This window comes from Nonomuraea sp. JJY05 (assembly GCF_043496855.1).
In the GTDB taxonomy this organism is placed as follows: domain Bacteria; phylum Actinomycetota; class Actinomycetes; order Streptosporangiales; family Streptosporangiaceae; genus Nonomuraea.
Genome location: NZ_JBIEIS010000019.1, coordinates 128671 through 150560, shown reverse-complemented (window position 1 = coordinate 150560; position 21890 = coordinate 128671). Strand labels below are relative to the sequence as shown.

Genomic DNA, 21890 nt, shown 5'->3' with positions numbered 1-21890 from the left:
TCGATTCTCGCCTACTCCCGCCCCTGCCAGGCGCCCCGGCACGCTATCGGGTGCGACTCCGATACACGATGTAAGGACGGAACAAATAGCCCAACGGGGCGGAAAGGGCATGCACCAGGCGGCTGAACGGGAAAAGTACGAACAGTGCCATCCCGATGAGCGTGTGCACCTTGTAAAGAACGTTGGCCTGACGCATCGCGTCGGCGTCCGGCTGGAGGATGAAGACGCCGCGGAACCAGGGCGCGACCGTGGTGCGGTAGCTGACGTCGCTCGGCACGAACCCCGCGACCGTCGTCACCACGCCCGCCAGGATCGAGGCGGCCAGCACCGCGTACATCGCCTTGTCGTTGGCCGTGGTCGCCATGAACACCGGGCCGGTGGCGCGGCGGCGGTAGATCAGCAGGGCCAGCCCCACCAGCGTGACCAGGCTCGCGAGCCCGCCCCAGACGAGGGCGTTCAGGTGGTAGGCGACGTTGGACACGCCGATCGCGTCGGTCCAGCCCACCGGGATCAGCAGGCCGGTCACGTGGCCGACGATCACGAAGATCAGGCCGTAGTGGAACAGCGGGCTGGCCACGCGCAGCAGCGGGCTCTCGTAGAGCTGGGACGAGCGAGTCGTCCAGCCGAACTTGTCGTAGCGGTAGCGCCAGATCAGCCCACCCACGAAGACCAGCAGGGTCAGGTACGGCATGACCACCCAGAGCGTGCTCTCCGCCCAGCTCACAGGTAACCTCCTACGGTCTCGGCCGGCGGCCCGGCCTGGGCCAGGCGCGTGGCCTGGAGCCGCTCGGCGGCGGTGATCGGCGGCAGGGCCGCGCACACCGCGCCGATCACGTACGCGTACGGCGAGTCGTGATCGGTCAGGGCCGTGAGCAGCAGCTCCAGCCCCGGCCTGTGCTCCCTGAGCAGCTCGGCGCCCGAAGGATCGAGCGCGGCGAACTCCAGCATCACCGGCAGGAAGTCGGGCAGTTCGTCTTCCATCAGCTCCCACCCGGCCGCCCGGTAGCGCTGTTTCAGCGCGGCCAGCGACCGGCCGCGGCGGCGGGTGTCGCCGTCGGCGTAGTAGGTGAGGTAGAGACAGCAGCGCCGGTGCAGGTCGAACGTCTCCACGTAGTGCGCGGCCAGCTCGCCGGGCCCGAGGCCGGAGGCGTGCGACAGGAACGTCCCGAAGTGCGGCTCGGCGGCCTCCTTGATGAGCGGCAGCCGGTTCCAGAAGCGCTCGTCGGGATAGGCGAGCAGGTGGGCGGCGGCCTGCCAGACGACGGCCCCCGTGACGGCACTGCTCATGGTCTTCTCCTCTTGAGCGGGAACAGGCCGGCGGGGGTGCCGCGGCCGTCCCAGTTGAGCAGGTTCACCCGCTCGTGGGTGACCTCGTCGCCGGTCTGGCGCTGCTTCAGGCTGTGGAAGGTCTCCACCGAGACCGGGACGGGCCGGCCCGACGCCTCGCCGAACGGGGCCTGCATGCCGGGCCCGCCGTCGTAGTCGAGGCTGCAGCCGCCCTCCTCCACGATCCCGGGCGGGATGTTGCCGTAGGCGGTCGGGATCACGTACCGCTCGTCGTACTTGGCCAGCGCCAGCAGCCGGTACATGTCGCGTACCTGGTCTTCCGACAGGCCCGTGTCCGCCAGGACGGGCGGCTCGCCCAGGTTGACCGAGCGCATGTACGAGCGCATCGCCGCCAGCCGGCGCAGCGCGGCGGTCACGGGCGCCGGGTCGCCGGCGGTGAACAGCTCGGCCAGGTAGCCGACGGGGATGCGCAGCGACTCGATGGCGGCGAACAGGTTGACCGCGTCCTCGCCGTCGTGGCCGCCTTCGGCGAGCGCGTCGACGACGGGGGAGAGCGGCGGGACGTACCAGACCATCGGGAGGGTGCGGTACTCCGGGTGCAACGGCAGCGCTATCCGATATTTCTTGATCAAGTCGTACACCGGGGATCTGCGCGCGGCCTCCACCCAGTCGGCAGGCAGCTCCGCGGCGTCCACCGCCGGGTCGTGCGGGTCGACGAACAGGTCCAGCTGGGCCTCGTACAGGTCGCGCTCGTCGGCCACCGAGGCGGCCGCCGCCACGCGTTCGGCGTCGTACAGCAGGACCCCGAGGTAGCGCAGGCGCCCGACGCAGGTTTCCGAGCAGACCGTCGGCAGCCCGACCTCCACGCGCGGATAGCAGAACGTGCACTTCTCCGCTTTGCCGGTCTTGTGGTTGAAGTACATCTTCTTGTACGGGCAGCCCGTCACGCACATGCGCCAGCCCCGGCACTTGTCCTGGTCCACGAGCACGATGCCGTCCTCGGCCCGCTTGTACAGGGCGCCCGACGGGCACGAGGCCACGCACGACGGGTTGAGGCAGTGCTCGCAGATGCGCGGCAGGTAGAACATGAACGCCTGCTCGAAGGCCAGCTTGACCTGGTCCGACACCTTGGCGAGCACGGGGTCGGGCGACGGGTCGCCGCCGAGGTCGTCGTCCCAGTTGGCGCTCCACTCGATCTTGGTGGGCCGGTTGCTGATGAGCGACCTGGGCGGCGCGACGGGGACGTCCTCGGAGAGGGGCGCCCTGATGAGGTTCTCGTAGTCGTACGTCCAGGGCTCGTAGTAGTCCCGGAGCGCGGGCATGAGGGGGTTGGCGAAGATGGTGAGCAGCTTGCGGAGGCGGCCGCCCGCCCTGAGCTTGAGCCTGCCCCGCCTGTCGAGCGTCCAGCCGCCGCGCCAGCGGTCCTGGTCCTCGTAGCGCCTCGGGTAGCCCTGGCCGGGGCGGGTCTCGACGTTGTTGAACCAGACGTACTCGACGCCCGCCCTGTTGGTCCAGGTCTGCTTGCAGGTGACCGAGCAGGTGTGGCAGCCGATGCACTTGTCCAGATTCATCACCATGGCGATCTGGGCCATGATCGTGGCCATCAGAAGCGCACCTCCTGTGATCTGCGGCGGATGGTGGTCAACTCGTCGCGCTGGTTGCCGGTGGGGCCGAAGTAGTTGAAGCCGTACGAGAGCTGGGCGTAACCGCCGATCATGTGGGTGGGCTTGATGAGCACCCTCGTCAGCGCGTTGTGGATGCCGCCCCTGCGGCCGGTCGCCTCCGACTTGGGCACGTCGATCAGGCGCTCCTGCGCGTGGTACATGTACACCGTGCCCTTCGGCATGCGGTGCGAGACGATCGCCCTGGCCACGACCACGCCGTTGCGGTTGACCGCCTCGATCCAGTCGTTGTCCGCGATCCCGAGCCCGGCCGCGTCCTCGACCGACATCCAGATCGTCGGGCCGCCCCTCGACAGCGACAGCATGAGCAGGTTGTCCTGGAACTCGGAGTGGATCGACCACTTGCTGTGCGGGGTCAGGTAGCGCAGCGTGCCCGCCTCGCCGAACATCGCCGCCAGGTCCAGTGGCGGACGGTAGATCGGCAGCGACTCGCCGTACTCGTGCATCCAGTCGTGGTCGAGGAAGAAGTGCATGCGACCGGTGAGCGTGTGCCAGGGCTTGCCGTTCTCGACGTTGATCGTGAAGGGGGAGTAGCGGCGCTCGTGCGACTCCTTGCCCGACCACTCGGGGCTGGCGGCGACCTGCACCGGCCTGGCCTGGGTGTCGGAGAAGACGATCCGGTGCCACACGTTGACCAGGTCCTCGAAGTCGGCGCCCGTACGCTCGGCGAGCTGCCTGAAGCCCTGCGCGGCCAGCCGGCCGTTGCTGACGCCCGACAGCGCCAGGATGGCCTCGCACGCCTTGGCGTCGGTGTCGAGCACCGGCCGGCCCTTGGCCGGGCCGCGCGGCACCAGGCCGCACGACTGGCCCAGCCAGGCCACCTCCTCGTCGGGCATGAACGTCACGCCCTTGACCGGGATCCCCAGCTTCTCCGTGAGGGGGCCGAGCGCCGCCAGCTTCTCGGCGATGGCGCCGTAGTCGCGCTCCACCACCTTGAGCTCGGGCCCGCCGCCCACCGCCAGCTCGCCCGGCGTGTCGTGCTGGTACGCCGTCGCGACCACGTCCCTGCGGACGCCGAGGTGCTTCTCGCCGAGCTTGCTGAAGGTCCGAGCGATGGCATGAAAGGCCGAAAAATCAGTCTTTGTCTCCCAGGGTGGGCTGATCGCCGGGTTGAACGCGTGCACGAACGGGTGCATGTCCGTGGACGACAGGTCGTGCTTCTCGTACCAGGTGGCGGCCGGGAGCACGATGTCGGAGAAGACCGTCGAGGACGTCATCCTGAAGTCGAGCGTGACCAGGAGGTCCAGCTTGCCGCTCGGGGCCCGGTGGTCGGGATCCTCCAGGTTGGAGATGGCGCCGAGAAGGTGGTGCTGGAAGTACTCGCTGCCCTTGGCGGAGGAGCCGAGGAGGTTCGAGCGCCAGAGCGTGAGCACGCGGGGCCAGTTGCGCGGGTCGTCCGGGCGTTCGGCGGCGTATCCGAGCCGCCCCGCGCGCAGCTCCTCGCGCGTGTAGGCGATGGGGTCGTCGGCGTCGCCGAGCTCCAGGGGGTTGCGGTCGAACGTCGGGGCCATCGGCATCCAGCCGTTCCTGACCGCCTCCGCCACCAGGTCCGCGGTGTGCTTGCCGCGGAACTTGCCGGGGCCGAGGGGCGAGGCCAGGTCGCCCGCGTCGAAGTGGTCGTAACGCCACTGGTCGGTGTGCAGGTACCAGTACGGCGTGCCCGGGACCTGCCGCGGCGGCCGCGCCCAGTCGAGGGCGCCGGCCAGCAGCGCCCAGCCGCCCAGGGGACGGCATTTCTCCTGGCCCACGTAGTGCGCCCAGCCGCCGCCGTTGCGGCCCTGGCAGCCGGTCAGCAGCAGGAGCGACAGGAATGCCCGGTAGATCGTGTCGCCGTGGAACCAGTGCGTGGTGCCCGCCCCGAGGATGATCATGCAGCGCCCCCGGGTCGACTCGGCCGTCCTCGCGAACTCTCTGGCGATCTTCACCGCCCTCCGTGCGGGCACGCCCGTGATCGCCTCCTGCCAGGCCGGCGTGTACGGCTCCGCGGCGTCCTCGTAGCCCGCCGGCCAGACGCCCGGGAGCCCGTCGCGCGCCACCCCGTACTGGGCCAGCAGCAGGTCGAACACCGTGGTCACCAGGTGGTCCCCGACCCTGGCCACCGGGACGCCCCTGCGTACCGAACGGCCGCCGTCGAAGCGGGGCAGCAGGACCTCGGCCGGCTCGCCCCCGTACAGGGTGAGCTTGGGGTCGGTGCCGAGGTCGAGGTTCCAGCGGCCCTTGCCGGACTCGGTCCAGCGGAAGCCGGCCGAGCCGTTCGGCACGACGGGCTCGCCGGCCTCCGACATGAGCACGGTCTTCCACTCGGCCGCCTCCTCCTCGGAGCCCAGGTCCTTGGCCGTGAGGAACCTGCCGGGCACGTACGCGCCCGCGCGCTCCTCCAGCCGGACGAGGAACGGCAGGTCGGTGAAGCGTTTGACGTAGTCGGTGAAGTAGGGCGTCCCGCGCTCGACGAAGAACTCCTTCAGCAGCACGTGCCCCATGGCCATGGCCAGCGCGCCGTCCGTGCCGGGCCGCACGCTGACGAACTCGTCGGCGAACTTGGCGGCGTCGCTGTAGTCGGGGGAGACCACGACGACCTTCTGGCCCCGGTAGCGGGCCTCGGCCATCCAGTGCGCGTCGGGGGTGCGGGTGACGGGGACGTTCGCGCCCCACATCATCAGGTACGCGGCGTCCCACCAGTCGGCGGACTCCGGCACGTCGGTCTGGTCGCCGAACACCTGGGGGGAGGCGACGGGCAGGTCGGCGTACCAGTCGTAGAAGGAGAGCATGGCGCCGCCGATCAGCGACAGGAACCGCGAGCCGGCCGCCTGGGAGACCATCGACATGGCGGGGATGGGGGAGAAGCCGGCGATCCGGTCGGGGCCGTACCTCTGAATGGTGTAGACGTGGGCGGCGGCGATCATCTCGGTGGCGAGGTCCCAGGTGACGCGGACGAGGCCGCCGGTGCCCCGGGCGGACTGGTAGCGCCGCCTTTTCAACGGGTTCTTCACGACATACGCCCATGCGTCCACGGGGTCGCCGTTCAGGCGTTTCTTCGCTTCCAGGTACATCTCGACGAGGACGCGCCGGGCGTACGGGTAGCGGATCCGGGTCGGCGAGTAGGTGTACCAGGAGAAGGCGGCGCCGCGCGGGCAGCCGCGCGGCTCGTACTCGGGGCGGTCGGGGCCCACGCTCGGGTAGTCGGTCTCCTGCGCCTCCCAGGTGATGATGCCGTCCTTGACGAACACCTTCCACGAGCACGAGCCCGTGCAGTTCACGCCGTGCGTGGAGCGGACCACCTTGTCGTGACTCCATCGGTCGCGGTAGAAGATGTCTCCCTCCACGCCGCCTTTCAGATAGATGGTGTGCAGATCGGCGCTGGTGACCGATCTGCGCAGATAGCGACCGGTCTTCAGCAGGAGCTCCTCCGCACTCATACCCCCACTCCATCACAGATAGTGACCGTCTGTTACACAGGGTGCATGTCTGAGCTTCGTAAAGGTCAGGTGTCGAACCTGGCCCTGGCCACTGCGGCGTTCGCGGTGACCTTCTGGGCGTGGAACCTGATCGGGCCGCTGTCCGGGAGCTACAGCAGGCAGTTGGGGCTGTCGCCGACCCGGACCTCGCTGCTGGTGGCGATCCCGGTGGTGGTCGGGGCGCTGGGGCGGATCCCGGTGGGGGTGCTGACCGATCGGCTCGGCGGGCGGCGGATGTTCGCGGTCATCTGCTTCGTGTCGATCGTGCCGGTGCTGTTCGTGGGGTGGTCCGGTTCGTATGGGTGGCTGCTGTTCTGGGGGTTCCTGCTGGGGATCCCGGGGACGTCGTTCGCGGTCGGCATCCCGTTCGTCAACGCCTGGTACGAGCCCGCGCGCCGGGGGTTCGCGACCGGCGTCTTCGGGGCGGGGATGGGTGGCACGGCGCTGTCTTCGTTCTGCACGCCGCGGCTGGTGGAGGAGTTCGGGCGGGCGGGGGCTCATGTGCTGATGGCGGCGGTGCTGGCGCTGATGGGGGTGATCATGCTGGGCGCAAGCCGGGACTCGCCCGCGTGGTCGCCGTCGGGGCCGCCGTCGGGGTCGCCGTCGGGGTCGTCCGCGGGGTCGTCCGCGGGGTCGTCTACGGGGTCGCCGTCGGGGTCGCCGTCGGGGTCGCCCGCCGGCGCGGCCGCGTTGCCTGGGATCCGGGAGGCGGTGCGGATCAGGGCGACCTGGCAGTGCGCGTTCCTGTATGCGGTGACTTTTGGTGGCTTCGTGGCTTTTTCCACTTATTTGCCGACATTGCTGCAGAACGTGTACCGCTTCGCTCAGACCGACGCCGGGCTGCGTACGGCCGGGTTCTCGATCGCGGCCGTACTGTCGAGACCGCTGGGCGGGGCGCTCTCCGACCGGATCGGGCCGGTCAGGGTCCTGTTCGTGTCGCTCGGCGGGACCGTGATGATGGCGCTGGTGCTGGCCCTGCGGCCGCCGCCCGAGGTGCCCGCCGGGGTGAGCTTCGTGCTCATGGCGTTCTTCCTGGGCCTCGGGACCGGCGGCGTGTTCGCCCTGGTGGCCAGGCTGGTCGAGGCGTCCAGGGTGGGGACGGTGACCGGGCTCGTCGGGGCCGCCGGAGGGCTGGGCGGGTACTTCCCGCCGCTGGTGATGGGGGTCGTCTTCACCGCGACGGGGGCGTACACGGTCGGATATTTGCTGCTGGCGGTGACTGCGCTGGCGGCGCTCACGTACACGTACCGGGCGTTCCGGACGCTCTAGGAGCGGGTTTCGTACGCTCCAGCTGCTCGAAAACCGTTTGCCGAGCCGGGGTGCGCCTTGTCAACCTTGTCAGGCCATGCGATCCCTTCCTGAAGCCGATCCCGGCGTGCCCGACATCCGCAGCCCGCTCCGCTACCTGTGGTGGAACGCGCGGCGGCAGTCGGCGCACCTTCTCGCGGGCATCGGTTTCGCCACCCTGTGGTGGCTGGTGCAGGCGCTGATGCCGGCGGCGCTCGGGAAGGGCGTCGACGCCGTCACCGCCAAGGACACCGGGGCGCTGCTGCTCTGGGCGTCGGTCCTGTTCGGCCTGGGGCTGATGCAGGCGTTCACCGGGATCATGCGGCACCGGATGGCCGTCTACAACTGGCTGGCCGCCGCCTACCGCACCGTGCAGCTGACCGCCAGGCAGTCCGCCAGGCTGGGCGCCACGCTGCCGAAGCGGCTCTCGACCGGTGAGGTCGTCAGCGTCGGCAACTCCGACATCGCCCACATCGGAAACTCCATCGACATCCTCCTGCGCGGCGTCGGCTCCATCGTGGCCATCGTCACCGTCACGGTGATCCTCATCTCGACCTCGCTGCCGCTCGGGCTGCTGGTCCTGTTCGGCGTGCCGCTGATGACCGCGGCCGTGGGGCCGCTGCTCAGGCCCCTGCACAGGCGCCAGGCCAGGCAGCGCGAGCTGGCCGGCGACCTGTCCACCAGAGCCGCCGACATCGTGGCCGGGCTGCGGGTGCTGCGCGGGATCGGCGGGGAGCAGGTGTTCGCCGACCGCTACCGGGCCGAGTCGCAGCGGGTCCGGCGGGCCGGGGTGAGCGTGGCCGGGATCGAGTCCGTGCTCGAAGGCGCCCAGATCGTGCTGCCCGGCCTGCTCATCGCCGCCGTCACCGGCATCGGCGCCTCGTTCGCCGCAGCCGGGGAGATCCCCACGGGGCAGCTCGTCGCGTTCTACCTCTACGCGGTCTTCCTGATCGGCCCCATGCGGACGCTCACCGAGGCCGCCGACAAGCTGACCAAGGGCCACGTGGCGGCCGGGCGCGTGATCCGGATCCTGTCCATCCAGCCCGAGGTCACCGGCGGCACCGGCACCAGCGCGGGCGGCGTGCTGCGCGACTCCTACAGCGGCGTGACCCTCCAGCCCGGCTGCCTCACGGCGGTCGCGGCCAACACCCCGGACGATGCCATCGCCATCGCCGACCGGCTCGGCCGCTACGCCGACGGCGATGTCACGTTCGGCGCGGCCGAGCTGTCCACGCTGCCCATCGACGAGGTCCGCGCCCGCATCCTGGTCGCCGACAACGGTGCCCGGCTGTTCACCGGGCGCCTGCGCGACGAGCTCGACGTACGCGGCGAGGCCTCCGACGAGCAGCTGCGCGAGGCCCTGCACGCGGCCTGCGCGGAGGACATCGTGGAGGCGCTGCCCGGCGGGCTGTCCGCCACGGTGGCCGAGGCCGGGCGCGAGTTCTCGGGCGGGCAGCAGCAGCGGCTGCGCCTGGCCCGGGCGCTGCTGGCCGACCCGGAGGTGCTCATCCTGGTCGAGCCCACCAGCGCCGTCGACGCCCACAGCGAGGCCCGCATCGCCGAACGCCTGGCCAAGGCCCGGGCCGGCCGGACCACGATGATCTGCACGACCAGCCCGCTGGTGCTCGACCGCACGGACCACGTCGTCTACGTGGAGGACGGGCGGGTGCTCGCCGAGGGCACGCACCGGCAACTGCTGGACAGCTCATCGCAGTACGCCGCCACCGTGACCCGCGGAGAGGACTGACCTCATGCCCCGGCCCCACGGCAAGCGCTGCCCCCTGCCCGCTCCTGGGCATGCCTCGACTCTGAGGTCGCGGCGACCGCTGGAGTGGCGGGGCCGGTCTCGCGCACGGCGGCGACCGCGTCCCCGGCAGGGCGTCAGAGCGCGCCGTCCCGGTGGAGCGGGGCCGGAGGGCTGTGCAACCGGCGACACGGTCACATTCGGGACGTTCGCCCGCTCGGGAAGGATTGAAGCAGCATGGCTCGCGAGATCTTGCCGGTCGCCGATCGAAAACAGGTGCGTGCCTACGCCAGGCGACTCACCCTCCGCTACCCGCGACAGCTCACGATCGCGCTGACCCTGCACGGCCTGGCGGCCGTCGCGGGGCTGGTGGTGCCGTGGCAGCTCGGCGGGCTGGTGCAGGACGTCCAGTACGGCGCCGAGGTCAACGTCGCCGTCGTGGCCGCCGCCATCGGGGGCTTCCTGCTGCTGCAGGGGGCGCTCATGAGGTTCGCGGTGCTGGCCTCCGCCAAGCTCGGCGAGAAGGTGCTGGCGGAGCTGCGTGAGGAGTTCGTGGACCGGGTGCTCGGGCTGCCGCTGTCCACCGTCGAGCGGGCCGGGGCCGGCGACCTGATCACCCGTACCTCCCGTGACGTCGACTCCCTTTCCCGCACCGTACGCAAAGCCGTCCCTGAGACGCTGATCGCCCTGGTCACCTTCCTGATCACGGTCGGCGCGCTGTTCCTGGTCAGCCCCCTGCTCATGCTGCCGATGCTGATCGCCGGGCCGGTGATCTGGGTCTCCACGCGCTGGTACCTCAAGCGGGCACGAGACGGCTACCTCCGCGAGAACGCCGCCTATGCCGACATGACGGAAGGGCTGGCCGAAACCGTCGAGGGCGCCCGTGCCGTGGAGGCGCTCGGCCTGCAGGCGCGCCGCCGATCGCGTACCGACGGCGACATCAGCCGCTCCTTCGCCGCCGAGCGGTACACGCTCGGGCTCCGCACGGTGTGGTTCCCCGCCGTCGAGCTGGGCTACGTGATCCCGGTGGTGACCACACTGCTGGTCGGGGGCCTGTTCTACACCAACGGCTGGGTGGCGCTCTCCCAGGTGGCCACCGCCACGCTCTACGCGCAGCAGCTGATCGACCCGCTGGACAGGTTCCTGATGTGGATCGACGAGCTGCAGGTGGGCGGGGCCTCCATGGCCCGGCTGCTCGGCGTGGCCAACGTACCCGACGACCGCGCGGCCGGCTCCTCGCGTCCCTCGGGCGAGCTGCTGGAGGCGTCCGACGTCCGGTACGCGTACCGGGAGGGCCGGGACGTGCTGCACGGCGTGTCCCTGACCGTCCGGCCCGGCGAGCGGCTCGCCATGGTGGGCCCTTCGGGAGCCGGAAAGTCCACCTTGGGCCGGTTGCTGGCGGGCATCCACGGGCCGCGTACCGGCTCGGTGTCCGTGGGCGGCGTCCCGCTCGTGGACCTGCCGCTGGACGAACTGCGGGGGCACGTGGCGCTGGTGACGCAGGAGCATCACGTGTTCAAGGGCTCGCTGCGCGACAACCTGCTGATCGCCCGCCCGGACGCCTCCGGCGCGGCCGTGCGTCAGGCGCTCGAGGCAGTGGACGCCCTCGACTGGGTTCTCGCGCTGCCCGCGGGCCTGGAGACGGAGGTGGGCTCCGGGGGCCTGGCGGTGTCGCCCGCCCAGGCGCAGCAACTCGCCCTGGCCCGCCTGGTGCTCGCCGACCCGCACACCCTGGTCCTGGACGAGGCCACCTCCCTCATCGACCCCCGCGCGGCCCGCCACCTCGAACGCTCACTGGCCGCCGTCCTCGACGGCCGCACCGTGATCGCGATCGCCCACCGCCTCTACACGGCCCACGACGCCGACCGGGTGGCGGTCGTGGAGGACGGCCGGATCAGCGAGCTGGGCTCACACGATGACCTGGTGGCAGCAGGCGGCTCCTACGCCGCCCTCTGGACCAGCTGGCACGGCACCCCAACCTCCTCCTCCTCCTCCTCCTCCTCCTGAACATCGCCCCAACCACTCGGCGTAGGTCTTGTCCACCTGGACAGCGTCGAGCTCGGCGTAGGTCTTGACCACCCGGACAGCGTCGAGCTCGGCGTAGGTCTTGACCACCCGGACAGCGTCGAGCCGGCGTCGGTGTACCAGCGCGGTTGCCGGCCCGGGTCGACCCCCGAGGTCCCGGCCGCTGGTCGTCGCAGTTCGCCGGTCATGGTCAGCGCCCCACCGCTCGTGCATGGGGGAGGCGGCTCAGACCCAGGTCGGGAGGGAAGCCTCGGCGTAGCGGCCGCCGAAGCCGCCGGTGGGCAGGATCGCCGCGATGGCGTCCAGGTCGGCGGGCGTGAGGACGAGGTCGGCGGCGGCGGTGTTCTCCTCCACTCGCTCGGGGCTGCGGGTGCCCGGGATCGGCACGATGTCCTCGCCCTGGGCGAGGACCCACGCCAGAGCGAGCTGGGCGACGGTGGCGCCCCTGGCGGTGGCAAGCTCCGACAGCTGCCGGACGGCCTCGACGTTCTTCTCGAAGTTGCCCGGCTGCCAGCGCAGGTCATGGTTGCGCATGTCGCCTTGGTCGTAGGACCCGGCGGGCCGGACGGTGCCGGTCAGGAAGCCCCGGCCCAGAGGGGAGTAGGCGACGAATCCGATCCCCAGCTCCCGCAGCGTCGGGAACAGCTGCTCCACGTCCCGTTCGAACAGCGAGTACTCGGTCTGCAGGACCGACACCGGATGCACGGCGTGGGCCTTGCGGATTGTCTCCGGCCCTGCCTCGGACAGGCCGAGGTACTTCACCTTCCCGGCCTCGATCAGCTCTCCGACGGTCCCGGCGACGTCCTCGATCGGCACCTGCGGGTCGACCCGGTGCTGGTAGAGCACGTCCACGTGGTCCACGCCGAGGTAGCGCAGGCTGTTGTCGAGCACCTCGCGGATGTGCTCGGGACGAGAGTCGGTGCCGTAGTCGCGGGTGAACCCGAACTTGGTGGCGATGGTGATCTCGTCCCGGAACGCCGCGACGGTCTTGCCGACCAGCTTCTCGTTCTCACCCCACCCGTACAGCTCTGCGGTGTCGAAGTGGGTGACGCCCAGCTCGTAGGCCCGCTGGATCGCGGCCGACCCGCCGGCCTCGTCGGCGGGCCCGTAGGCGAAGGAGATGCCCATCGACCCGAAGCCGACGGCCGAGGTGACCAGGCCTTGACGGCCCAGAGTGCGCTGCTGCACAGCAATCCCTCCCAAGCAAACCAAACCGTTTGGTATGAATATTTCTCACACTACCCCTCGTTTTGGCCAGATCAAACCGAACGGTTCGGTTGGCTACAGTGGGGGCATGGCCAGCACCGATTCCACCCACGAGCGGATCATCGCCGCCGCCCGCGCAGAGTTCGCCCAGCACGGGATCGCCGGTGCCCGCGTCGACCGGATCGCCAAGGCCGCCAGCACCAGCAAGGAACGCGTCTACGCCTACTTCCGCAGCAAGGAGGGGCTATACGAGCACGTCGCCTCCGCCGAACTCGCCGCCGCCGCCGACGCCGTCCACCTGGACCCGGCCGACCTGCCCTCCTACGCCGGCCAGCTGTTCGACTACTTCACCGCCCACCCCGACCGGCACCGGTTCATCCTCTGGGGCCGCCTGGAACGGGCTACCACGCCCGGCGAGGATCCCACCCCCTACACCGGCGCCGTCCTGCGCACGCTCCCCACCAAGATCGAAAAAATCCGGGCCGCCCAGGCCAACGGCGACCTCGACCCTGTCTGGGACCCCATCGACATCATGGCGCTGGTCGCCCAGATCGCCATGACCTGGATCGACCAATCCGAACTCGGCGCCGTCGCCCCCCGCACCGCCGCCGACCCCAGCCCGGCCGCCCGCCGCGCCGCCGTCATCCGCGCCGTCACCACGCTCTTCCCGCCCGCCACCCCCCGCGAACGGACCGAGACCACGCCGACCGACTCCTCGCTCACCTGACACCGAAGCGCCAGGGGGCGGGCTTCGGGATGTAGCTCGGCCCGACGGGAGAGGGCGGGCAGGCTTCGGGTGTAGCCGATGCTCGGCCTGAGGGGCTGGTGGGCTTCGGGACGTAGCTCGGCGGGAGGGGCGAGCCTTGGGAGGTGGCTCGGCCCGGCTGTGGGCGATCCACCATCGTTGCCACGGGGTCGCGCCCATGATCGCCGGGCTGGATCAGGCCATCGGCAAGTTCTTTACCGCATCTGCCGGCGCCGTCTCGACGACCTGCGCACGCTTAGCGGCTGGCACGACCCCTCTGGCGCGAGTGGTGGCGGGAGCTTCTGGTCCTTACTGAAGACCCTGCGCGTCCGCTTGCCGGGCGAGCGGCTGAATGTGGCCTCGGACAATTACTCGCCGCACAAGCGCATCCCCAGGTCCGTTTCTGGGCTGCGCTGACAACGACGTCGAGCCGGTGTTCCTGCCCACCTACGGCTCGCGGCGGAACTGGACCGAGTCCAAGTTCGCCGCACCGCGCCACAACGCGCTCTCAACGGCACAGACGGCGGCGCGTGGGTGTTAGACAAATCGCGCTTATGCTACGGGCACCCAGGTCGGGCCGTCGTCGGCAGTGTGGTCGACGCGGCCGAACACCACGTCGGCAAAGTGCACGCCGAAGCCGATCGTGTCCGGACGCTGTAGCTCGTTGACCAGCCGGTGCCGATGCACCGTCGACTCCACCGAATCCAGGTCCGAACCGGCGAACCAGTCGGGGTGCCGGATCTGGGCTGAGGAGTGCAGGGCGTCGCCGAACGCGATCAAACGCTGGCCGCCGGACGTGATCGTGTACGTGGCGTGCCCGAACGTATGCCCGGGAGCCAGCGCCACCCGCACTCCCGGAAAGATCTCCTCGTCGTCCCGCACGGTGCGCACCCGGCGTGCCAACGCGGCGAGCATCTCGTCGGTCGTCCCCTGCTCGAGACTCAGGTGCCGCTGCTCCCATTCGGGCTCGGAGATCAGGTAGTCGGCCTCGGTGAACGCCGGGCGGTCGCTGCCGGGCGCAGGGTGCCAGGCCCAGCCGAGGTGGTCGAGGTGCAGGTGAGTAAAGGCCACTGCCTCGATCTCGTTGGGCCGCCGGCCCAGCTTGGCGAGGTTGTCGAGCAACTCGCCGCCCCGGATGGAACCGATCTTCGGGTTCTCCGGATCATCGGGTACGGACACCGGACCCACCCCGGCATCGATCAACAAGGCCCTCTCGCCGTACTCCACCAACAGCGCACCGATGCTCCCCACGAGGTTCCCCGTGTGGTCGAGGAACGCTGCGTTGTCCTTCCAGTCCTGCTCTGTCGTCTCGAGCAACCACCCGTACGGCTTCAGTTGCACCGCGCCGTCAGGCACATAGCTGATCTTGAGATCGCCGAGCTGCAGGGAACGGGCAGCGGACGGCCGACGCAGACGCTCTTCGTAGCTGTTCATGGCAGAGGAACTTACAACTAGAACTATTAAAGCTGCAAATATGCATGCTTGAGCTATCCTGGTACACGTGAAGCCGCCCGACCCCACCACCACTGCCAGCCCTGCCACCACTAGCCTTGCCCCCATCGGTCCTTCCACTACCGGTCTTGCCACTCCTGCTGGTGGCGCCACCGGTGGTACCGCTGCGGCTGGTGACCTCACCCGTGGTGTCGCAAGTGGTAGTGACGCCACTGACGGTGACGCCGCTGCTATTGACGTCGCCGGAGAGAGCGCCGCAAGCAGGGCCACCGCCAGTGGCTCCACCGGTGGCAGCGGAGCTGCCGGTAGTGGCACCAGCCATAGCCTCGCCACCGGCAGTGGTACGAGTAGTGGTAGCGCCGCCACGGGTAGTGGCACGAGTGGTAGCGCCGCCGACAGTGCGGAGCGCGCCATCGCCGAGCGGAACCTTTGCGGTCTCGTCGGCGCCTTGGCCAAGCAGATCGAGGGTCACATCAGGGAGCGGGCGGGCGCACTGGACCTGACGGCGGCTCAGGCGGTGGCGCTGCGCGAACTTACCGGCCCGATGACCATGCGCGACCTGGCCGATCGGATGAGCTGCGAGCCGTCGAACGCCACCTTTGTCGTCGATCGGCTGGAGGAGCACGGCATCGTCGAACGGCGCCCTCATCCCGGTGATCGCCGGGCCAAGCAACTCGTGCTGACCTCCGAAGGCGCCGCACTCCGTGAGCGACTGATCGACCTGCTCACCGAGGCCTCCCCCTTGGCCCGGCTCACATCGGAAGAGCAGGCCACCCTCAACGACCTCCTCACGCGGGCGGTGCGATAACCGGAAGGAGACGATCCTGGGAGCGCTGCTCCGGATCGAGGCCGCCATCCGCGATGCGAATCGGCATTGACACCGTTCGACAGTGCAGCCGAAACCTTTCGGTCACGACGCCCTCGTGGGCGGCTCAGGGTCTTCTCGCCGCCGATGCTGTCCGGGCCGGGTTTCTTACGCCGGAGCGTGAACGTAGTCCCGAGCTGGGTCCGTTCTGGCCTGACGCTGGTATTGGCCTGGTGACCTCAGAATCGGTCTTCAGCGGTGCCGGCCTTGGTGTAGGGCCTTCGCTGGGTCTGGCACCGGTATCGGTCGGGTCTTCATCCGTGCTGACCGCGATACCGGCTTGGGTGGCCGATCTCGGAACCGGCGCTTACCAGACTGACACTGGGCCTCAGCGTCGGTAGTGGCCTCGGTGCGGTCAGCATTGGGTCTTGGTGGGGGGCAGGGTGCGGTCGGTGAAGTAGCGGTTGATGTGGTCGCGGGCGCAAGGGTTGGCGCCGTAGAGGGTGTGGCCGGGACCCTCGTGGCGGATGGTGGCGCTGCCGGGCACCTGGGAGAGGACGCGGGTCACCGCGTCCGACTCGCCCCAGGCGCCTGCTCCCAGCATGGGTGGGAGGCCCTTGGGGAGAGGGGCGGGTGGGTTGGTGACCGGCTGGGGCCAGCCGATGCAGCCGAGGGTCGCTGAGGCGAGGGTGTTGGCCGTGCCGGTGTTGGGGGCCACGCGTTGCAGGCGCTTGATGGTGGTGGTCATCTCCTTGCGGTTGGCGAAGCGGGGCCAGTCGGCGCATTCGGTGACCCCGGTCGCCTGGTCGGGGTAGCGGGCGCCGCGTTGCGGGACGAAGTCGGAGGCGTCGCCGTCGGCGGCCTTGCGGATCGCCTGGGCCAGTTTGGGCCAGGCGGCGGTGCCCTGGCGGGCCAGGCCCAGGGCGAAGCTCTGGAGGTCGCGGGTCTTGTAGGCGACGTTGGCGGTCTTCGTGGGGATGGGGGTGCGGTCGGCCCGGGCGATCAGGGTGCGCCAGAGGGCGGGGACGTCCGCGCAGTCGTTGGAGGCGCACCAGGTGAAGAAGCGTTGCAGGAACTGCTCGTTGGACTTGGCCATCTCCTCCAGCTCGCGCTTCCAGTCGGCGGCGCTGTGGCTCCACGTGCCGTCGAGGACCATCGTGCGGATCCGGTCCGGGAAGAAGCGGGCGTAGGCCTGGCCGTAGAAGCCCGCGTAGGAAGCGCCGTAGTAGTTGAGCTTGTCGGTGCCGAGGGCCTTTCTGATCGCCTCCATGTCTCTGGCCTGATCTGCCGAGCTCATGTTGGCGAACAGCTCAGGGTCCTTGAGGCGGCAGGCTTCGGCGTAGCCGCGGTTGGTGTCGGTCAGGCGGCCGAAGTCGGCATCGTGGCGGGGTGAGTCGGGGATGGGGATGCGGGTCCAGGCGCACTGCAGGCCCGTGCTGAGGCCCCCGAACTGCTCGCCGTAGCCGCGGGTGTCCCACGTGACGATGTCCATGCGTTCGCGGAGCTTGGCCCACCAGTCGGGGACGGACTGCGTGATGCCTATGCCGGGGCCGCCAGGGCCGCCGTAGGCCACCAGGACTGAGCCTTCGGACTTGCCGGTGGCCTTCAGCCGGCCCAGCTTGAGGGTGATCTTTCGGCCGTCCGGCTTCTGCCAGTCGGCCGGGACCTGGAGGTCGCTGCACTCCATGTCGATCTTGTCATTGGGGCAGGTCTGCCACTGCTGGGGCCCGTCGGCGGTGGCCGCCGCGGACGCCGAGGTGGTCGGCAGGGTCCCCATGCCGAGCAAGGCCAGGGTGATGGTGAGGGGCTTGAGCATGGCGTTCACGATGCCGGAGGGGGCGGCGGAATCGCGTCGGACCAGAGTTTGGTCTTTTGGGGGCGCGGGTCCTACCAGGGTTTGTCAGACCGCTGCACGCCTCGACCGTTTGGAGGTGGTCTGAGGGGATTCGTGGGTGGGATGGGTCTTGCGGTGGTGTGGTGGCGTTGTCACGATCGACGGCGTGAGCAAATGGCAGTGGGCCTGGGAAGGCGCACTCGGGATCGTCACGGTGCTGGGGCTGGGGATGGTCCTGTTCACCGCTCCCGGCGCGCACCTGCTGAGCATCCTCGCCTCCTCCGCGCCGCTCGGCCTGGTCGCCGTGGCGCTCTCCTTGTCGATGCGCGTCGGCACGCCCAACCTGGCCGTGGGCTCGGTCTCCGCGCTGTCCGGAGTGCTCATCGCCTCCCTCGTGGTCGCCCTCGGCATGCCGCTGGTCGTCGGGGTGCTCCTCGTCATCCTGCTCGCCGTGCTCTGCGGGCTGGTCATGGGGGCGTTCACGGTGCTGCTGGAGGCGCCGGCCTGGGCGGTCACGCTCGCCGCCGCCGTGGTCTGCGACGCGTTGTCGCTCGCGTTCACCCAGGGCAGGACGATCGTCCTGCAGGAGGCGCCGTCGCTTTCGCCCGTGGTGGGGTTCGCGGTGTTCGCCGTCGTCTCGGTGGCGGGTGGGCTGCTGTGGGTGCGGCGGGAGTTCCGGCAGTGGCTCGCCAAGGGGTGGGCCGGCCCTCTCGTGGGGCTGGCCGGATCCTGTGTGCTTGCCGCTTTGGGTGGGTTCATGCTGCTGTTGCGGCTGGGAGCGGCGCAGCCTGGCTCTCAGGGGCTGTTCACCGCCGTGTTCGCGCTGGCGGCCGTGCTCCTGGGCGGCACCGGGCTTCTGAACGGCGCCGGCCTTGCGAGTGGCGGGGGCTTTGCGGGTGGCGGGGGCTCTGCGGGTGGTGTGGGCCTTGCGGGTGGCGCGGGCCTCACGAACGGTGCCGACCTTGCGAACGGCGCCGGTGCGACGAGTACGGTGGCCGACGGGGGACGTGGGGCCGTCGCCGGCACGCTGCTCGCCGTCCTCATCCTGGCGATCGTGCAGGGTGAACTCGCCCTGCTGGCCGTCCCCGCGTACGTCATCATGATCGTCCTGGGGGGCGTCGTGATCGTCGGCCTGGCCGTGTCCCGAGCGCTCGACGCCCTTCGTCAGTAAAGCCCCGCGCCGGTAGACCCTCCGTCGGTAAGGTCCTGCGTTCAGGAGAGCCCTCCGTCGGGTGAGGCCCTGCGCCGGTAAAGCACCTCTGTCCGGTGAGGCCCTGCGCCGGTAAAGCACCTCCGTCGGTAAGGCCCTGCGCCAGGAGGTCAGCCCAGGGACCTCTTCAAGAAGTCGACCTGGAGCAGCAGCAGGTTCTCCGCCACGACCTCCTGGGGCGTCATGTGCGTCACCCCGGAGAGCGGGAGCACGCTGTGCTGCCTGCCCGCCGCCAGCAGGGCGGACGACAGGCGCAGCGTGTGGGCGGCCACCACGTTGTCGTCGGCCAGGCCGTGGATCAGCAGCAGCGGGCGTTCGAGCTTGGGCGCGTCCGCGAACAGCGAAGAGTTCTCGTACACCTCGGGCTGCTCGTCCGGATGGCCCAGGTATCGCTCGGTGTAGCACGTGTCGTACAGCCGCCAGTCGGTCACCGGCGCCCCCGCCACCGCCGCGTGGAACACGTCCGGCCGCCGCAGCACCGCCAGCGCGGCCAGGAAGCCGCCGAACGACCAGCCGCGAATGGCCACCCTCGTCAGGTCGAGATCGTCGGGATACTGCTCGGCCACCCCCTGCAGGGCGTCGATCTGGTCCTCGAGCGCGGGGGTCGCCAGGTCGTTGAGCACGGACCGCTCGAAGTCGGGGCCCCGGCCCGGAGTGCCGCGCCCGTCGGCCACGATGACCGCGAACCCCTGCTCGGCGAACCACTGGCTCTCCAGGAACGCGCCGCGCCGGTTGAGCACGCGCTGCGCGTGCGGCCCGCCGTACGGATCCATGAGGACCGGCAGCTTCCCGGAGCCCTGCTGGTGCCACGAGGGCAGCACCACGGCGGTGGCCAGCTCGCGACGGCCGGAACGGCCGAGCGAGACGCGCAGGTCGAGGCCGGGTCGCTCGGCGAACGACGGGATCGGCACCGCCATGCCGTCGCGCCGCACGACCGTGGTCGACACGCCCTCGGCGTCGAGGCTCTGCTCGGTCAGCACGCCCACGCCGCCCGACATCCGCCCAGAGAACACCCCGGAACGGGTCGAGACCGGCAGCAGCGAATGCCCGTCCCACGTCCACAGGTGAACCTCGGTCGGATCGCCGCTCGCGCTGAACAGCACGCTGTCGTGATCGACGCCGAGCACCGCCCGCACCTGCAGCGTGGGCGGAGTGACCGCGCGGTCACCCACGAACAGCCGGTTGCCGCCCTCCGAAGCGGCCACCCACACCAGCGACCCGTCGTCGAGGTGCGCGGGCACGCCGGACACGATGTCGACCCAGGCCGGATCGGTGTCCTCGCGGACCAGCGCGGAGGCGCCCGTCGCCGGATCGACCGTGAACAGCCGCATCGTCCGCTGGTCGCGCGTCAGGGTCACGATCGACAGCGCGTGGGAGTCCCAGGCCGCCGTCGTGAGGTATTCCTCCCCGTACGGCACAGCGACCCGCGACCCGTCGAGCCCCAGCACGAACAGCTCGGTGACCGCGTTGGGCGTGCCGGCGGCCGGATAGCGCTGGGCCGACGCGGGACGGTCGGGGTTGGCCGGGTCGGCGATGTGCCAGACGTGGACCGGGGCCTCGTCGACGCGTTCGACCAGCAGCGCATCGCCCGACGGCGCCCACCAGTAGCCGCGCATCCTGCTCATCTCCTCGGCGGCGATGAACTCGGCCAGCCCGTACGTCACGGTCTGCGACTCCGGCGTGGCCAGCGCGCGGTCCTCGCCGGACTCGAGGTCCTGGACGCGCAGCGCGCCGCCGGTGACGTACGCGACATGTCCCCCGCCGGGGGACAGCCGGGGGTCGATGACCGCGCCCGGCGTGTCCAGGCGACGTGCCTGACCGGTCGCGAACTCCACGACATAGAGAGCGCCGGACAGCGCGAAGGAGGCCCGCGTGACGTCCGTGTCGGTGGCGTACGCGACCACGCCGCCCGCCGCCTCCCGGCTGCGCTCGCGCCTGGCCCGCTCCTCCGGCGGCAGGTTCTCCTCGTCGGCGTCGAGCGCGCGCGGGTCGACGACCAGGCGCTCGACGTGGGTCTCGGTGTCGAGCTCCCACAGGCACGTCACCGGATCCGTGCCCGATTTGGTGCGGAGGAAGACCACCCTGCCGCCGTCCGGAGTGATCGTGAAGCTCCTGGGCACTCCGAGGGTGAACCGGCGGGTCCTGGCAGACAGTCGCGGGAAGCTCTCGCTCATGGGCCCAATCCTGCCACCGCCGATGAGGTACCTGCGCAACGGCGTCCAGGGCCCCTCGGTACCCTCATCCCTATGACTGATCGACGGCTCCTCCTCGTGCACGCCCATCCGGACGACGAGTCGATCGGCACCGGGGCGACCATGGCCAAGTACGCCGCCGAGGGAGCCCACGTCACGCTGGTGACCTGTACTCTCGGCGAGGAAGGCGAGGTCATTCCCGGCGATCTCGCCCATCTGGCCGCCGACCAGGACGACGCGCTCGGGCCTTACCGGATCGGCGAGCTCGCCGCCGCCTGCCGGGCGCTCGGCGTCGAGGACCACCGCTTCCTGGGCGCGCCGGGCCGCTGGCGGGACTCGGGGATGATGGGGGCGGCGTCCAACGACCACCCGAAGGCGTTCTGGCGCGCCGACCTCGACGAGGCGGCGGGGGAGCTAGTCAAGGTCATCCGGGAGGTACGCCCGCAGGTCCTCGTCACGTACGACGACAACGGCTTCTACGGGCACCCCGACCACATCCAGGCGCACCGGGTTTCGCGCAGAGCGTTCGAGCTGGCCGCGAAACCCGACTTCGGCGAGGGCGAACCGTGGCAGATCGCGAAGTTCTACCACACGGCCCTCGCCCGATCCGTCATGCGGCGCACGACCGAGGCGCTGCGCGGGGCGGACGTCGGCTTCCTGGTGGAGGAGGTGGAGGACATGCCGTTCGGCAACGCGGACGAGGACGTCACCACCGAGATCGACGCCCGCCCGTGGATCGGCAACAAGATGGAGGCCATGCGGGCGCACGCCACGCAGATCGTCGTGGACGACCCGTGGTTCGCGCTGTCCAACAACATCGGGCAGGAGGTCCTGGGCGTCGAGCACTACAGGCTGGCCATCGGCGTGCCCGGACGCGCCGTGCCCGGCCCGCCCATCGAGGCCGGTGGCCTCGGCGGACCCCACACCCGCGAGAACGATCTCTTCGCGGGCATCCACTAACCTCGT

At 70.3% G+C, this 21890-nt stretch carries 15 protein-coding genes; 7 read left to right on the top strand and 8 right to left on the bottom strand.

Annotation, left to right across the window (positions count from 1 at the left end; all coding sequences use genetic code 11):
- Positions 1-43: 43 nt before the first annotated feature.
- The 4 genes from narI to ACFKCF_RS29370 are packed head-to-tail and all read right to left on the bottom strand — an operon-like array spanning position 44 to position 6385.
- Entirely contained in the window at positions 44-724 is a 681-nt protein-coding gene (narI, locus tag ACFKCF_RS29385) for a respiratory nitrate reductase subunit gamma (RefSeq protein ID WP_394498496.1), read from the bottom strand.
- A complete protein-coding gene (narJ, locus tag ACFKCF_RS29380; RefSeq protein WP_394498495.1) occupies positions 721-1287 on the bottom strand; it encodes a nitrate reductase molybdenum cofactor assembly chaperone in 567 nt (188 codons plus the stop codon). The genes narI and narJ overlap by 4 nt, the downstream gene beginning before the upstream one ends.
- Complete coding sequence (gene narH / locus ACFKCF_RS29375) at positions 1284-2891, bottom strand: nitrate reductase subunit beta (RefSeq protein ID WP_394498494.1); 1608 nt, start codon at positions 2889-2891, stop codon at positions 1284-1286. Before narH ends, narJ begins: the two co-directional genes overlap by 4 nt.
- Positions 2891-6385 (bottom strand): nitrate reductase subunit alpha, encoded by a 3495-nt coding sequence (locus ACFKCF_RS29370; RefSeq protein WP_394498493.1) that lies wholly within the window; start codon positions 6383-6385, stop codon positions 2891-2893. Before ACFKCF_RS29370 ends, narH begins: the two co-directional genes overlap by 1 nt.
- A gap of 45 nt (positions 6386-6430) precedes the next feature.
- On the opposite strand from ACFKCF_RS29370, the gene ACFKCF_RS29365 reads away from it, so the two are divergent.
- The 3 genes from ACFKCF_RS29365 to ACFKCF_RS29355 all read left to right on the top strand — a co-directional run bounded on the left by ACFKCF_RS29365 (position 6431) and on the right by ACFKCF_RS29355 (position 11462).
- Positions 6431-7693 (top strand): nitrate/nitrite transporter, encoded by a 1263-nt coding sequence (locus ACFKCF_RS29365; protein ID WP_394498492.1) that lies wholly within the window; start codon positions 6431-6433, stop codon positions 7691-7693.
- Between the two features lie 76 nt (positions 7694-7769).
- The gene (locus tag ACFKCF_RS29360) at positions 7770-9458 is read left to right on the top strand and encodes an ABC transporter transmembrane domain-containing protein (protein ID WP_394498491.1); all 1689 of its coding nucleotides are present in this window, start codon (positions 7770-7772) and stop codon (positions 9456-9458) included.
- 234 nt (positions 9459-9692) lie between these two features.
- A complete protein-coding gene (locus tag ACFKCF_RS29355; RefSeq protein ID WP_394498490.1) occupies positions 9693-11462 on the top strand; it encodes an ABC transporter ATP-binding protein in 1770 nt (589 codons plus the stop codon).
- 243 nt (positions 11463-11705) lie between these two features.
- On the opposite strand, the gene ACFKCF_RS29350 is transcribed toward ACFKCF_RS29355, so the two are convergent.
- Positions 11706-12668, bottom strand: coding sequence for an aldo/keto reductase (locus tag ACFKCF_RS29350; protein ID WP_394498489.1), 963 nt, complete (start codon positions 12666-12668; stop codon positions 11706-11708).
- A 106-nt stretch (positions 12669-12774) separates the two neighbouring features.
- Between ACFKCF_RS29350 and ACFKCF_RS29345 the strand changes: the two genes are divergently transcribed.
- Positions 12775-13413 carry a TetR family transcriptional regulator gene (locus tag ACFKCF_RS29345; RefSeq protein WP_394498488.1) on the top strand — a complete coding sequence of 213 codons (639 nt, stop codon included), beginning with the start codon at positions 12775-12777 and terminating at the stop codon, positions 13411-13413.
- A 570-nt stretch (positions 13414-13983) separates the two neighbouring features.
- Here ACFKCF_RS29345 and ACFKCF_RS29340 read toward each other — a convergent pair.
- Positions 13984-14865, bottom strand: a complete 882-nt coding sequence (locus tag ACFKCF_RS29340; RefSeq protein WP_394498487.1) for an MBL fold metallo-hydrolase — start codon at positions 14863-14865, stop codon at positions 13984-13986.
- 466 nt (positions 14866-15331) lie between these two features.
- On the opposite strand from ACFKCF_RS29340, the gene ACFKCF_RS29335 reads away from it, so the two are divergent.
- Complete coding sequence (locus ACFKCF_RS29335; protein ID WP_394498486.1) at positions 15332-15691, top strand: MarR family winged helix-turn-helix transcriptional regulator; 360 nt, start codon at positions 15332-15334, stop codon at positions 15689-15691.
- Positions 15692-16103: 412 nt separating this feature from the next.
- On the opposite strand, the gene ACFKCF_RS29330 is transcribed toward ACFKCF_RS29335, so the two are convergent.
- Positions 16104-17504, bottom strand: coding sequence for an alpha/beta fold hydrolase (locus tag ACFKCF_RS29330; protein WP_394498485.1), 1401 nt, complete (start codon positions 17502-17504; stop codon positions 16104-16106).
- Positions 17505-17688: 184 nt separating this feature from the next.
- Here ACFKCF_RS29330 and ACFKCF_RS29325 point away from each other — a divergent pair, with 184 nt between their 5' ends.
- A complete protein-coding gene (locus ACFKCF_RS29325) occupies positions 17689-18693 on the top strand; it encodes a hypothetical protein (RefSeq protein WP_394498484.1) in 1005 nt (334 codons plus the stop codon).
- A gap of 149 nt (positions 18694-18842) precedes the next feature.
- On the opposite strand, the gene ACFKCF_RS29320 is transcribed toward ACFKCF_RS29325, so the two are convergent.
- Positions 18843-20906, bottom strand: a complete 2064-nt coding sequence (locus ACFKCF_RS29320) for a prolyl oligopeptidase family serine peptidase (protein ID WP_394498483.1) — start codon at positions 20904-20906, stop codon at positions 18843-18845.
- A gap of 72 nt (positions 20907-20978) precedes the next feature.
- Here ACFKCF_RS29320 and mshB point away from each other — a divergent pair, with 72 nt between their 5' ends.
- On the top strand, positions 20979-21884 hold the full coding sequence (mshB, locus tag ACFKCF_RS29315) for an N-acetyl-1-D-myo-inositol-2-amino-2-deoxy-alpha-D-glucopyranoside deacetylase (protein WP_394498482.1): 906 nt from the start codon (positions 20979-20981) through the stop codon (positions 21882-21884).
- Positions 21885-21890: the final 6 nt, after the last annotated feature.

Coding starts and splice junctions, on each gene's coding strand:
- narH (WP_394498494.1), bottom strand. CDS start 2,891: ATGGCCACGATCATGGCCCAGATCGCCATGGTGATGAATCTGGACAAG.
- ACFKCF_RS29330 (WP_394498485.1), bottom strand. CDS start 17,504: ATGCTCAAGCCCCTCACCATCACCCTGGCCTTGCTCGGCATGGGGACC.
- narJ (WP_394498495.1), bottom strand. CDS start 1,287: ATGAGCAGTGCCGTCACGGGGGCCGTCGTCTGGCAGGCCGCCGCCCAC.
- ACFKCF_RS29340 (WP_394498487.1), bottom strand. CDS start 14,865: ATGAACAGCTACGAAGAGCGTCTGCGTCGGCCGTCCGCTGCCCGTTCC.
- ACFKCF_RS29355 (WP_394498490.1), top strand. CDS start 9,693: ATGGCTCGCGAGATCTTGCCGGTCGCCGATCGAAAACAGGTGCGTGCC.
- ACFKCF_RS29345 (WP_394498488.1), top strand. CDS start 12,775: ATGGCCAGCACCGATTCCACCCACGAGCGGATCATCGCCGCCGCCCGC.
- ACFKCF_RS29365 (WP_394498492.1), top strand. CDS start 6,431: ATGTCTGAGCTTCGTAAAGGTCAGGTGTCGAACCTGGCCCTGGCCACT.
- ACFKCF_RS29320 (WP_394498483.1), bottom strand. CDS start 20,906: ATGAGCGAGAGCTTCCCGCGACTGTCTGCCAGGACCCGCCGGTTCACC.
- mshB (WP_394498482.1), top strand. CDS start 20,979: ATGACTGATCGACGGCTCCTCCTCGTGCACGCCCATCCGGACGACGAG.
- ACFKCF_RS29370 (WP_394498493.1), bottom strand. CDS start 6,385: ATGAGTGCGGAGGAGCTCCTGCTGAAGACCGGTCGCTATCTGCGCAGA.
- ACFKCF_RS29360 (WP_394498491.1), top strand. CDS start 7,770: ATGCGATCCCTTCCTGAAGCCGATCCCGGCGTGCCCGACATCCGCAGC.